The following is a 12,641-nucleotide window of genomic DNA, read 5'->3' as shown; positions in this document are numbered from 1 at the left end:
ACACGGATGAACCCCTATCTCGTACTCGCCGCAGCAGCCGCGGACTGGGACCGCTTGGCAGCGCGCCTCTCCTCTGCGGAAGCCGCCCGGCTGGCCGGGCTGCTGGAGCGTCTGCGCGAGCCCGGCGCCGACGGCCCCGCCCACCAGGAAGCCGCCGAACAGGCGGCGCGGCTCCTGCTGCCGCTGCTGCCGGAGTCCGGCGGCGCCGGAGCGCCGCGGTTCACGGCCGGCCTGGTGGACGTCGCCCATCTGGGCTTCCAGGCGTCCGACCTCGCCGTCCTCGTGCTCGACGGCTCCCGCATGGTGGGCCCGGTGCTGGGTGAGGTCCGCCGGCGGCTGCTCGCCGCTCCGGCACTGTCCGCCGCCCGGGTCCGGGAGCTGGGCGGAAGTCCGGACGCGCCGGACCTGCTCCGGTTGACCGGAGCGGGCGGGGAGGTCCGGCTGCCGGCCTTCCAGTTCGCCGAGGCCGCCACTCCCCGGCTCGTCGTCCTGGACGTCAACGCCCTGCTCGGAGCCGACCGGGACCCGTGGGGCGTGACCGACTGGTGGCTGTCCGGCGACGCCCTGCTCGGCGCCGTCCCGTCCGCACTGCTCGGCACCGGCCACGACGACCGACTCGTCGAGGCCGCCCGCTACCTGACCGAGGGAGAATAGTCCGTGGTCAACGTCCGCCCGCCCGAGCGGCTGCCCGGGAGCCCGACCAAGGTGACCCTGGCCGCCGGGACGGAGCTGGTCCGGGTGCACTCGGCCCGCCGCTCCGCCACCGCGTTCAACAGCAATCCGGCCGACTGCTTCTACGGCGGCGGCCGGTTCGACGGGACCGAGCTCGACGACTACGGCTTCCTGTACGCGGGGCTGACCGTGGAGGCAGCCGTCTGCGAGACCCTGCTGCGCTCGATCCCCTTCGATCCCGCGGCCGGGCCGCGGCTGCTGCAACGGGCCGCCGTCCAGGGCCGACGGCTGTCGTTCCTCCGCCTGGCGACCGACGTCACCGTGCTCTCCCTGGTGTCCGGGCGCGACCTGGCGAGCGTGGCCCAGGACGCCTGGCTGGTCCAGGCGGAGGCGGCCGAGTACCCGTTCACCCGGGCCTGGGGGCACTGGATCCGCGCGCACACCGATCCCTGGGCGCAGGGCTTCGTCTGGCCGTCCAAGCGCGAACCGGCGGACCGGGCGATGGTGCTGTTCCTCGACCGGTGCCCGGCGTTCGCGGTCGAGCCCTGCGACGTCCCGCCGGTCGACCTGGACACGGCGGAGGGCCTGCGCAGACTCAACGCCGTCCTCGCCCCGTACCACGCCCGGGTCGCACCGTGACGGCGCCGGAGGCTCGCCGGGCCGACCTCCGGACCGAACCACCCGGCCGCGCCGCGACCACGCTCCGAGCGCGCCGGTCCCACGTCCCCGCCGCGCCGTAGCGCGCCCGGCAGCAGGAGTCACCGCCGTGGAAGAGAACACCGAGCCCACCGACGCCGAACTGCGCGGCGAGCTGCAGGAGTTGCTCGCACAGGCGTCCGGCGCACCGGACGACGCAGGCACCTCGGCCGTGTGGGCCACGGCCGGGGAGTGGAGCTACCGACTCCACCTCCGCCAGGGGCGCCCGGAGGACCTCCGGCTGGCCGCCGAGGCGATGGAGCGGGCCTTCGCCCGGCCCGGCGGCGAGAACCACTGGGACGCCTGGCGGGTGGTGTACGGACACATCCGCGCACTGCAGTACGATGTCGCACCGTCGCCCGAACTGCTCTCGCACACCTACGAATTGGTCGATTCAGGACTCCGCGGGCTGGCCGGCGACGACGACGCGTACCCGGAGGTCCAGGCGCTGGGCCGACAGCTGATCGCCCGGGTCGCCAAGGCCCGGATCACGGACGACACCCCGCTCGCCGAACGTCTCTTCCTGCTCGGCGACGCGCTGCGCCGTCACCGCGACGCGCTCGCCGATACGCCGCCGGACGACCCGGAGGTCGTCGAGTTCCAGGCCGAGCTCGGCCACCTCCACTACGAACGGGCTCGGCTCGCGGGGAGCACCGAGGACGCCGACGCCTCGGCCGCCGCGTACCGGTCGGCGCTGGCTGCGGCGGGGGCGGACGACGACGTGCCGCTGTTCCGGTACGGGCTGGCCACCTCACTCCTGTGGGCCGGCCGGTCCCGGCAGAACCGGCATGAACTGGAGGAGGCCCGACGGGAGTTCCGAGAGGCCCTGGCCGCCGCCCGGCAGCGCTCGACCGAGCCTCCCTGGTGGGCCCCGGAGGCCGAGACCAGGGCGATCTTCATTCGCTCGCTGCTCTGGTGGCAGTGGGAGGACCGCTCCCACCCGGCAGCCGCCGAAGCCGAGTTGGCGCCGGTGCTGGCCCGGCCCGGCGCCGTGCAGACCCTGCCGCCGCCCTTCCTCGACGCCTTCGGGCGCCTGCTCTACGACCGGGCTGCCGAGCGCGACGACGCCGCAGGCCGCGACCGCGCCATCGCCCTGATCCAGGAGGCCGTCCGCCGCTGGCAGCCGGAGCAGGACGGCCCGGTGTGGGGCCCGGCGCTGCTGCTGGCCATGCTCCAGCACGCCCGCTACCGCGACGACCAGGACCGGCGGCGGGTGCCGGACGTGGTCCGTGGCGCGACCGAGGCACTGGCCGCCGACACCACCCCCCAGATCAGGCGCACGGCGCAGCTGATGCTCGGCTGGGCGCGCCACGAGGAGTCGGGCCGCGTCCTGGACCCACAGGCCACGGTCGACGATCCGGTCTACGCCGACGCCGTGACGGCCTACCAGGAACTCCAACGGGACTTCGCCGAGGGCCGGGCCTTCCTCAACCTCAACGACGACGACTTCAGCCACCTCGCCAACGACCTGGCCCTCGACCGGCACGTGACCGACGGCTTCCAGCAGCTCTACCGGCTCTGGGAAGGCCTGCCCCCGGGGAGCGCGGAGCGCGCCGTCTTCGCTGCCAGGCTGCTGGGCCTGCTCCCCCTGGTCGATCCCCACAACACCCTGGTCGGCGAGGCAGAGCAGGCGGCGCTGTACCAGGATGCCGCTGCCTTCGAGGGGTCGGATGACACGAAGGCCGCCCTCCGGGGCATGCTCGGCGCCGTCCGGATGCGGGAGAGCTCGGCCACCGGCGACGCCGCCTCCGCCGAGGAGGCACTGGCGCACCTGGATTCGGCGGCGGGGCTCCTGGGCGAACAGCAGGACGGGCGGAAGCTCAGGGCCGGGATCGCCCTGGCCCGCGCCGCCGCCTCCGCCCAGCTCGGCCAACTGCAGGCCCGCGGCGACGAGATGGAGTCCGCGCTGGAGGCATTGGAGCAGCTGCGGAACAGTCCGGAGTTCTCCCCCTACATGCGGCGGATGCTCGACGGCCAGCGGGCCGGCTGGGAGGCGCAGCGCGCCGCCGCGAGCGGCGACCTGGCCGCGGCGGACCGGGCCATCGCCGAGCTCGCCGCCGTGCACCGCTCGCTCGATCCGCAGGATCCGAGCCGCGCCGAGGTCTGGTTGCAGCTGGAGCACTCGCACAATCTGCGCGACGCGCTCGCCCGCCGGGTCGGGGCCCGGCAGCTGGGCCCGCCTGCGGGCCGCCCGACCGTGGCCGAGCTGCGCCGACAGGCCGCCCGGCTGCCCCGCGACCACCAGGCCTGGGTGCTCGGCGACAGCGGCATCGCCCGCTGCCTGACGGCCGGTGACCGCGGCGACCTGCGGCTGCTGGCCGAGGGCCTGGAGCTGATCGAGGAGGCGCTCGGCCAGGTCGACGAGGGCTCGGACGACTGGGTGCGCTACGCGATGGCCCTCGGCAACGGCCGCGTCGGGCAGGCCGCCGCGAGCGGCGGCCGGCGCGGCTACGAGGCGGGGGTGGCGTGGCTGGAGCGGGCCGTCGCCCGGCTCGACGGCCCGGCGCACCGGCTCTGGGCGTCGGCCTGCCTCACCCTCGGCAGGGCCTACCGGATGCGCGGCGACGTCGCCCGCGACGACCGCCGGCGCGGTCGGCATGCCGGGCTGGACGCCCTGCGCGGCTTCGCTTGGGCGGCACTGCTGCAGTCGGGCACCGAGCACGCCGCCACCGCCGCCGCCCGGGCCACCGAGGCCGCGCTGGAGGCGGCGGCCTGGTGCCTGGAGGACGACGTTCCGGAGCAGGCCCTGCAGGCACTGGACTCCTGCCGCGGCCTGGTGCTGCACTCTGCCACGGTCTCCCGCTCGGTCCCGGAGCGGCTGGCCGCGGTCGGGCGGCCGGACCTCGCCGACGAGTGGGAGCGCACCGGCGCCGCCGAACCGGCCCCCGGGGAGAGCGCCGTGGTCCGGCCCGCGCGGACGGTGCCGAGCCGGCTGCGCGGGCAGGTGCTGGCGGTGCTCACCGGGGCGGCCCGGGCGGACGGCTCCGCCGAGGGGCTGCTCGAACCGCCGGATCCCGCGGAGATCGGGGAGGCCCTGCGCCGGCTGGGCGTCGACGCCCTGGCGTACCTGGTGCCGGCGTCGCCGGATGGCGGCGGGGCGGCGGTGGTGGTGACCGACGACGGGCGGGTGCGCTCGCTGCCGCTGCCGCGGCTTCGCGAGGACGCCGGGCCGGTGCGGGAGTACCGCCCCGACGTCGGCGCGGCCCGCGACCTGGGACCGGCCACCGGGCCCGGCGAGGCGCCGCCGCCGCTGCGCCGGCAGCTGGACCGGCTCTGTTCCTGGGCCTGGTACGCGGCGGTGCGCCCGCTGCTCACCGCGCTCGCGCCGTTCGTCGGGGAGGGCCGGGCGCCGCGCCTCATGCTGGTACCGATGGGGGCGCTCGGCACGGTGCCGTGGCACGCCGCGTACGAACCGGGCAGTGCGGGGCGACGGCGCTACGCGGTCGAGGAGGCGGAGATCTCGTACGCGGCCTCGGCCCGACTGCTCTGCGACGTGTCACGGCGGCCCCACCTGCCGTACTCGGAGGCGGCGCTGATCGTCGGCAATCCCACCGGCGACCTGCACTACGCGGGTGAGGAGGCCGACGCGCTCCACCGGAGCTTCTACCCGAGGGGCGGGTACCTCGGGCGGCGATCGACGGGTGCACCCGACGGCAGCGGGACGCCGCAGGAGGTGCTGGAGTGGCTGCGCGACGGGCGCAGCGCGGGTGCCGTCCTGCACCTGGCGTGTCACGGCACGGTGGCGGCGCACGACCGGCACAGCTCGTTCCTGTCGCTGAGCGGCGGCGAGCTGGCGGCCGAGGTCCTCACCGAGACGATGGCGGCCGACGGCGCGGCGCGGCCGGGGCTGGTGGTGCTGGCGGCCTGCCGCAGCCATGTGTCGGGGCGGGGCCACAACGAGGCGTACAGCCTGGCGACGGCGTTCCTGGTGGCGGGCGCGCGGTCGGTGGTGGGCTCGTTGTGGACGGTGCCGGACGACGCCACGTCGGTGCTGATGTTCATGACGCACCACTTCCTGCGGCGCGAGCGGCGGACGCCCGGTCAGGCGCTGCGCTCGGCCCAGTTGTGGATGCTGGACCCGGGCCGGATCCTGCCGCCCGGAATGCCGCCGGCGCTCTCCGCGCGGGCGCTCGCGGTCGAGCCGGACGACCTGTCCACCTGGGCCGGGTTCGCCCACCTCGGCCGGTAGGCGCGCGCCGGTCGGCCGGACCGATCCGACCCGGCCGACCGGCCCCGGGGCCCACTGCCTGGGGGGCGGCCCTCACCGAGGCCCCACCCGCCGCCACCCGCCGCCACAACCGCGACCGGGCGGCCCGGCCGTTCCGGCCTGCGGGACCGACCACCCGACGCCCGCCAGGGCTCTGCGCGCGGGCGCCGGCCCTCAGCGGCGCTGCCCGGGAACCACCGTCCGCAGGGCAACCGTGCGCGTGGCCCACTGCCCGGCCGAGCGGCCCTCGCCGAGGTCTCGGCCGCTGCTGCCACGGGAGGTGAACCGCAACACCCCGTCCGCGTCCGGGCCGCCTCCGCGGCCGGCCCGCCGGGCCGGGTCCCAGGCGTCGAGGTGGAACGGGACGGTGTTCAACTCCTCCTCCGCCACGACGAGTTTGAGCCAGTCGCGGGCGTGGCTGCCGGGCCGCACCGCGCGGCCGGCCGGCAGCGACAGCTGGACCGGTCGGCCGTCCAGGGCGTGGCCGGTGCGGCCCGGCCCGACGAAGTCACCCGGGTACAGCGCGGAGTGGCTGCGGTAGCTGTCCGTCAGGTCGAGCAGCACGCACCAGAGGCGGCGGTTCGAGCGGTTGTGGATCCGGATCGTCACCCGGGGCTCCAGCCAGCCGCCCGCGTCGGACTCGTAGGCGCGGACGATCTCGCCGTTGCCGTCGGGCAGAACCGGTCCGGTCGTCCGGTCGCCCCACGGGAGGACCTCGATCCGCACCGCGGTGGCGAGTTCCGAGCCGGCGTTGGAGAGCCGCTGCAACCGGTGCCAGCGGGTGAGGTGTTCGAGGCAGTCGACGACGGTGCGGGCGTCGGCGGGGCCGCTGAGCGGCAGCGGTGCCACGGCGGCGGTGCCGTCTCGCTGGACGATCGCGGCCTGCCCGCCCGCCGGGTCGACCCGGAGGAGCAGGTCGCCGGCCGCAGCCGGGTCGCCGGTGGCGCGGAGCAGCGGCGAGGGTCCGCCGCCGGGGCCGGCCGTGGCGATCGCCTCGCGCAGCAGCCGCCCCGCCTCCGGGTCGGCCTGCTCGATCAGCACCGTCGCCGGGGGCAGGGCCAGCGCGGACGGCGCCACCGGGTAGACCAGGGCGCGGTCGGGCTCCCAACCCGCGGGTTCGACCAGGGTGTGCCGGGCGCGGACGGTCCGGGCGCGCAGCACGGCTCCGTCGGCGGTCCCTCCGGGGGTCCGTGCGGTGACGGTGAACTCGGTGGCGTCGGCGCCCGCGCCGTCGCGCAGTCCGTGGACCTGGCCGCAGTCGACCTCCCAGCCGTCGGCGCCGTGGGTCAGCAGGAGCGTGCTGCGCCACCGGGCGGCCCCGCCGAGGAAGGGCCGGTCGGCGAGGCCGCCGGGCTCCTGCGGGAAGAGGACGGGGTGCTGGCTCTCGCCCCAGGCCTGGACCCGGCAGCGGACGGCCGCCATCAGTTCGCGGTAGGTCGTACCCGGCGCGGCCTCGTCCAGGGCGCCCAGCAGGGCGTGGGTGAACACCCCGTGGCGGCGGCCGTCGAACCAGTCCTCGTGCGAGACCTGGTCCAGCCGGCTCGCGGCCAGCAGGACGTGCCCGGCCCGCTCGGGGTCCGCGCCCACGGCGTCCCGCGGCTCCGCAGCGCGCGACCCGTCGGCGGTCGCCGGCCACCGGTCCACGGCCCGTGCGTGCCACGAGGGGTCCGGGGGCAGGTAGCGGGCGACCGGCCGGCCGGGCCTCCGGGTCGCCCCGCCCGAGAAGCAGCAGTCGAGCACCGCGACCACGTGCGCGCCGGTACCGGCCACCGCGCCCAGCAGGACGGCGAGTTCCTTGTCCGGCAGCGTTCCGTCGGAGCAGACCAGCGCCTGGCACCGGCCGGTGGCCTCGATCCGCGCCTCCTCCTCCGTGCGCACGTCGAACTCGGTGCCGTGACCGGCGTACCAGAACAGGACGGTGTCGTCCGGGCCGGCCTGCCCGAGGCGCTCGCGGATGCCGGCCCGGACCGCGGCCACCGTGGCCTCCCGGTCCAGCAGCCGGTGCGCGACCAGCCTGTCCCCGACCCGTCGGCGCAGCCACTCCTGCGCCGCCGTCGCGTCGTTGACGCAGCCGGAGAGCGAGGCGTGCCCGTAGGCGGAGTAGTCGTCGATCCCGACCAGAAGTGCGTGGACGTTCCCCATGGCGACCAAGTGTGGCAGCCGCATCGGGCCCGACCGGCCGTCCGGTCGCGGAGCGGTCGAGTTCCGGGCGCCTTCCGGTCGCGGGCCGGATCCTACCGTCCTACCGCTTCGCATTCTTGACGTCCCGTCACTATCCTGCTCAGGCGCATGCCGACCATTTCCGGCCGCGCAGCCCACGTCAAGCCATTCGGGTTCGGGGGAGTCATGGGATTCATCGAGGGGCCTCGGCGCGTCGTGCGCCCGGGGCCCGCCGCCGCGCCGCCCGGACGGGCGTCCGCCGCCCCGGCGCGCACCACGCGGTCCGGCGCGACCGCGGACCAACTGCGGCCGCGCCACGCGGACTTGCTCAAAGCGGTGCGGCGCCTGGACGCCGGACTGGACCCGGCCGCCTGCGCCGAGCTGTCCGACTGGCTGCAGGAGCACTACCGGACGGCCTACGGCGACGTGCCGTTGGGCTTCCTGGCCACCTGCTACCTCGGCCCCCCGTACGTCGACCACCAACTGGACCTGTTCCGCGCGATCGTGCAGCACTTCGCGCCCGGCGACCGGCTCCCCGAGCCGTTCGGGGCGGCTCGCATGATCGTGCGCACCGGGGCCTACGCCTACGTCGAGGTGTACAGCGGCGGCCTCGTGCTGCCGGTCCTCCAGGACGGTTCGGTGGTCCGGCCGTGACTCACCCCCCGCACCCGCACTGCACTGATCGGAGCGAAGCATGACCGAGGTGGACCACTATCTGCGCGGCCAGGTCCAGCAGGTCAACAACATGGTCGTCAGGCTGGGCGAACAGGTCGGCGCGGTGGCCGGCCAGGTGACGGCCGTGAACGCCGCCCAGCAGCAGACCCGCAGCGAACTGCAGGCCCTGCGGGACGAGTTCCTCGCCTTCGTCCGGCAGTCCGAACTGACCGCCGCCATCCAGCGGGCGGAGACCCGGATCGGTGTCATCCAGGACAAGCTCGACCACGAGTTCGGCCACCACAAGACCGTCCGCCGCACCGCCGTCGGCATGCTCCAGGCGTTCGACGTGGGCCTCGTTTCCGAGGACACGGTGCGCACGGTGAGCGAGCAGCTGATGATCCAGACGCCGCGCTACTGGCTGGCGCCGGCCCTGGTCGCACTCGCGGCGTGGTCCGCCGACGACCGGACGCTGTGCGAGCGGGCGATCGACGAGGCGTTCCGGCGCTCGCCCGAACGGACGTCGCTGCTCTTCGCGCTCGTGCTGCGCCGCCAGCGGCGCCAGGCGGTCGCCGTGCGCTGGCTGCGCCACTACCTGATCGCGCAGGACCCGGCCCGGCTGGGCCGGGAGTTCGCCGTCATCCTGGAGTCGCTGTCGCAGGGCGCGTTCGGCGCGGCCGGCCGCGAGCTGCTGCAGGAGACCCTGTCCGGCTGGCGGACGACGCTGCTCGGGGACGACGAGGCCCGGGCCGCCCAGGTCCGCCGCTGGCTGGCCGAGATCGAGTCGCTGCGGACCCCGACCGCCCAGCCGGAGTTCCCCCGGCTCGCGGCGCTCTCGCCGCAGTGGCCGCAGCTCGACGCGGCACTCTCCGGCGCCCGCGCCCACCAGCGGGTGCTGGACAAGTACACGGCCATGATGGCCCGGGAGAGTACGCCGTCGGAGCGGCTGGAGGACGCCATCGACGACATCCTCGACCGTCTGGTGTCCGAGTACGACAACGAGGAGCTGCCGCTCCGGCGCGACCTGGCGTTCAACCAGGCGGTCGTCGACCACGACGGGGACGTGGACGGTGCGCGGCACGCCGTCGAGGTCGACGCGGCCTCGCTGGACGAGACGCTCGACTACCTGACGGTCCAGTCCACCGCCGCGCTCAACCCGAGCGCCATCGGCGCCTCCGCCGCCACCCAGCGGCTGGCCGTCGCCGCCTGCCACGAGTGGTTCGCCGACGCCCACGCCTCGTTCAGCCTCGCCTACCGCCGGGCCGTGCCGCCCGAGGTGCACGCGGTGTTCGGCGCGGCCCACAACGTCGGCGCGCAGACCTTCAACCTGCCGTCGTGGACCGGCTCCTTCACCGCCCCGCTGGAGGCCCTGGAGCGGTCGCTGGTCGAGCACTGGGACCGGCACGCCCAACCGTTCCTCGCCGCCCTCGCGTACCCGCTGAAGCGGCGGCTGGTCCCGCTGGTCGCCGTGACCGCCCTGATCCTGCTGGTGTTCGTCGGCATCAGCCCCGCCTTCGCCTTCATCGCCGCCGCGCTCGTGGGCGGGGTCTGGGGTCTGGTCCTCCACACCAAGAACGAGGCCGGCCGCCGGGTCGTCGACTCGGCACGGCAACTCCTGGAGCGGGCCAAACACGACTCCCTGCTGCAACTGCGCGCAGCCGCCGCCGAACTGACGGACTGGGAGACCCGCTACCGGGCCGCCGACGCGGTCGAGCAGCAGACCCGCGCGATGATCACCTCGCTCGCCGGAGCCGGCCACGGCCCCTCCCCCTTCGACGGACGCACCGTCATCACCAAGGACCACCAGACCCAGCAAGGGAGCCCCCGGTGACCGCACCGACCCCGCCGCCACCCCGCCGACCGCCGGCCGCCGGCTCCCCGTGGGCCACCAGCCCCCGGTCCTCCACCGAGCGCACCACCAACCGGCTGCGCCGACTCGTCGAAGGCCTGCCCGACTGGGAGCCCCTCCCGCCGGGCGAAATCACCGTCCGCCGCCCGGGCACGGGGCTGTGACCGGCCTCTGGAGCTCCGGCGGCACCTACCGCGCCTGGGCCGACTTCCTGGAGCGGTGGGCACGGGGCGGGCCGGAGGCCGACGCCGCACTGCCTCCACTCGTCCTCGCGGACTTCCCCGCCGACACCCGCGAGCGGATCCGGGTGCGCATCACCGAGGCACTCACCCGGCGGCTGCAGGGCTGGTCCGACGCCCTGACCGCGGCGCTCAACGCCGCACCCGACGAGTTCGGCGCAGGCCGTGCCCTGGCCCAGGCCCGGACCGGCCTGCGGGCCGTCCGGGCCCTGGCCGAACACCCCGGGCTGGACGAGGAGTTCCGCGCCAAGCTGACCGACGTCCTGGACGCGCAGATCCGCCGTTCGCAGGCCGATCTCGAACACGAGCTGGGCCGGCTCGCGGCGCTCGACGCCGATCCGGCCTGGCTGGAGGAGCGCCGCCGGACCCTGCGCGACAACCCGCTCACCGCGGTGATCGCCGAGACCGCCCCGGCTGCCCGGGACGGCTGGTCGTACGACCCCGCCGCCGCGCCCCGCCGCCGGATCGTCCGCGGCTGACCCGTACCTCCCCCGACGCCGGAAGGCTCCCATGCCCAACTACGCCGACAGCCGCCAGGACCTCGGCAGCTACCTCACCGCCCGGGTGCCGGTCATCGGCCTGCGCACCATCGAGCAGCAGCGCGCGCTGCGCCTCGTCCGCGAGGTCGCCACCCAGTCCCGCAGCGGCAACCTGCCCTTCTGGGTCTACACCCGCGCCACCGGCCTGCGCGACCTGCGGACCAACAGCCCGATGCAGGACGACCGCTCGTTCGTCGGTGCGATGGAGTTCGCCGCCGCACAGTTCACCGCCCGCCCGCAGGCCACGCTGGTGCTGGTCGACCCGGACGGCCTGGACATCGACAGCCCGACCGCTCGCCACGTCGCCGAGCTGGCCCGGCTCGCCGACTCCAACGCCGGCAGCATCGTGCTCATCACGGACAACCCGATCTGGAGCGGACTGCAGCGGCTCGGCATGAGCCTGCAGCTCGACCTGCCGACCACGGAGGAGATGTACGGGATCGTCCGGAGCTTCCTGGACGATCACCACGGCGTGGTCCCGATCAGTTGGACCGAGGACGACGTGCGGCGGGCCTCGGAGTTCCTGATCGGGGTGACCGAGGGCGAGGCGGTCAACCTGATGGCCACCATCGTCGCCAAGGGCGCGGTGGAGAAGGACGACGTGCTGGCGCTGGCCCGGGCCAAGGACCGGATCTTCAGCGACCTGGCGGGCCTGGAGCGGGTCCATCTGAAGTCCTCCGAGTACTCGGTCGGCGGCCTGTCCAGCCTGCGCGCCTGGCTGCAGCGCAAGCACCAGCTGATGCACGCGGACCTGCGCGGCACCGAACTGCGGCCGCCGCGCGGTGTGCTGCTGGTGGGCGTACCGGGGTGCGGCAAGTCCCTGTCCGCCAAGGCGATCGCCTCGGAGTGGCAACTCCCGCTCTACCGCCTCGACATGGCCAGCATCCACGGCAAGTACCTGGGCGAGTCCGAAGGCCGGATGCGGGAGGCGCTGGAGACGGCCGACCGGGTGTCGCCGTGCGTGCTCTGGATCGACGAGATCGAGAAGGGACTGGCCGGCGGCCACGACATGTCGGGCGTGCCGCAGCGGATCATCGGCCAGTTCCTGTTCTGGCTGCAGGAGTCCCAGTCGCGCGCGTTCGTGGTCGCGACCGCCAATGACGTCCGGAGCCTGCCGCCGGAGCTGTTGCGCAAGGGCCGCTTCGACGAGCTGTTCTTCGTCGACCTGCCCGACGACCAGGACCGCAAGGAGATCATCGAGCTGTACTACCGGCGCTACCTGCGGTTCGAGCCCGACCCGGACCAGGTCGAGCGGCTGGTCGACCTCTCCGAGGGCTTCGCCGGCTCCGACATCGAGGCCGCGCTGCACGACGTCGCCGCCCAGGTCCACCTCGACGGCGGGGCGGCCGAGCCCGACCTCTCCTTCGTGCTGGACACGTTCACCAACATGACGCCGTTCAGCCGGACCAACCCGGAGCAGCTGGAGGACATCCGGACCTGGGGCCGCGAGCGCGCCGTTCCGGCAGGTCGGCCGGCCATGAGCACCTCCGTACCGGGCCAGTCGGGCCCGGCACGGCGGGTGGTGTTCATGCCATCGGCCTCGGCACCGCCCTGGTGATCCTCGCCCTCACCCTCGGCAGCCTCGTCGCCGCCGCCCTGCCACTGCTCGCCGGCGTGGTCGGCCT

General features: G+C 75.2%; 9 protein-coding genes. 8 read left to right on the top strand and 1 reads right to left on the bottom strand.

Annotated features, from left to right (window positions below):
- Positions 1-6: 6 nt before the first annotated feature.
- The 3 genes from ABTY56_RS35375 to ABTY56_RS35365 all read left to right on the top strand — a co-directional run bounded on the left by ABTY56_RS35375 (position 7) and on the right by ABTY56_RS35365 (position 5,557).
- Positions 7-654 carry a hypothetical protein gene (locus ABTY56_RS35375; RefSeq protein ID WP_350633573.1) on the top strand — a complete coding sequence of 216 codons (648 nt, stop codon included), beginning with the start codon at positions 7-9 and terminating at the stop codon, positions 652-654.
- 3 nt (positions 655-657) lie between these two features.
- Entirely contained in the window at positions 658-1,311 is a 654-nt protein-coding gene (locus ABTY56_RS35370; protein WP_350633571.1) for an RES family NAD+ phosphorylase, read from the top strand.
- 127 nt (positions 1,312-1,438) lie between these two features.
- Complete coding sequence (locus tag ABTY56_RS35365) at positions 1,439-5,557, top strand: CHAT domain-containing protein (RefSeq protein WP_350633569.1); 4,119 nt, start codon at positions 1,439-1,441, stop codon at positions 5,555-5,557.
- Between the two features lie 192 nt (positions 5,558-5,749).
- Here the strand turns inward: ABTY56_RS35365 and ABTY56_RS35360 are convergent, their stop codons facing one another.
- The gene (locus ABTY56_RS35360; RefSeq protein WP_350633567.1) at positions 5,750-7,717 is read right to left on the bottom strand and encodes a caspase family protein; all 1,968 of its coding nucleotides are present in this window, start codon (positions 7,715-7,717) and stop codon (positions 5,750-5,752) included.
- Positions 7,718-7,921: 204 nt separating this feature from the next.
- On the opposite strand from ABTY56_RS35360, the gene ABTY56_RS35355 reads away from it, so the two are divergent.
- Genes ABTY56_RS35355 through ABTY56_RS35335 form a run of 5 tightly spaced genes read left to right on the top strand, consistent with a single transcriptional unit; the run spans position 7,922 to position 12,574 of the window.
- Positions 7,922-8,389, top strand: a complete 468-nt coding sequence (locus ABTY56_RS35355) for a hypothetical protein (protein ID WP_350633565.1) — start codon at positions 7,922-7,924, stop codon at positions 8,387-8,389.
- 40 nt (positions 8,390-8,429) lie between these two features.
- Positions 8,430-10,220 (top strand): hypothetical protein, encoded by a 1,791-nt coding sequence (locus ABTY56_RS35350; RefSeq protein WP_350633564.1) that lies wholly within the window; start codon positions 8,430-8,432, stop codon positions 10,218-10,220.
- Positions 10,217-10,402 carry a hypothetical protein gene (locus ABTY56_RS35345; RefSeq protein ID WP_350633562.1) on the top strand — a complete coding sequence of 62 codons (186 nt, stop codon included), beginning with the start codon at positions 10,217-10,219 and terminating at the stop codon, positions 10,400-10,402. Before ABTY56_RS35350 ends, ABTY56_RS35345 begins: the two co-directional genes overlap by 4 nt.
- Complete coding sequence (locus tag ABTY56_RS35340) at positions 10,399-10,956, top strand: hypothetical protein (RefSeq protein ID WP_350633560.1); 558 nt, start codon at positions 10,399-10,401, stop codon at positions 10,954-10,956. The genes ABTY56_RS35345 and ABTY56_RS35340 overlap by 4 nt, the downstream gene beginning before the upstream one ends.
- Before the next feature lie 31 nt (positions 10,957-10,987).
- Complete coding sequence (locus ABTY56_RS35335) at positions 10,988-12,574, top strand: AAA family ATPase (RefSeq protein ID WP_350633558.1); 1,587 nt, start codon at positions 10,988-10,990, stop codon at positions 12,572-12,574.
- Positions 12,575-12,641: the final 67 nt, after the last annotated feature.

This window comes from Kitasatospora sp. NPDC097691 (assembly GCF_040302665.1).
Taxonomy (GTDB): Bacteria; Actinomycetota; Actinomycetes; order Streptomycetales; family Streptomycetaceae; genus Kitasatospora.
Note: the sequence above shows the minus strand (reverse complement) of the source record. Positions and strands in the feature narration are given on the sequence as shown.